The organism is Achromobacter sp. GbtcB20 (assembly GCF_019091095.1).
Lineage (GTDB): Bacteria > Pseudomonadota > Gammaproteobacteria > Burkholderiales > Burkholderiaceae_B > Achromobacter > Achromobacter mucicolens.
This window is the reverse complement of record NZ_JAGXJZ010000955.1, coordinates 1-232: the sequence shown is the minus strand read 5'-3', so window position 1 is coordinate 232 and position 232 is coordinate 1. Positions and strand designations below refer to the sequence as shown.

The window sequence follows — 232 nt, the reverse complement described above, 5'->3', positions numbered from 1 at the left end:
CGCACGCTGGCGGGACCTACCCAGCGAAGCCGTTGATTCCGATTCTGGGTGGCTTGCTCACCTTCGAGAGCGAATGGAGTCCTGCATTGGGCCCATCCATGGACAAGGCGCTGAACGCAAACCTCACCGAGGGGCGTCTGGACATCGGATGCGTTGCCGCCCACGGGCACTTTTTCTATGACCAAGCCAGCGGCGCGTACAGCTACACCAACGAAAACAAGCCGGCGACCGC

At 61.6% G+C, this 232-nt stretch carries 1 pseudogene; it reads left to right on the top strand.

What is annotated here, in order from left to right:
* A pseudogene (nucC, locus tag KVT32_RS31805) lies at positions 1-232 on the top strand (CBASS effector endonuclease NucC); the annotation flags it as partial.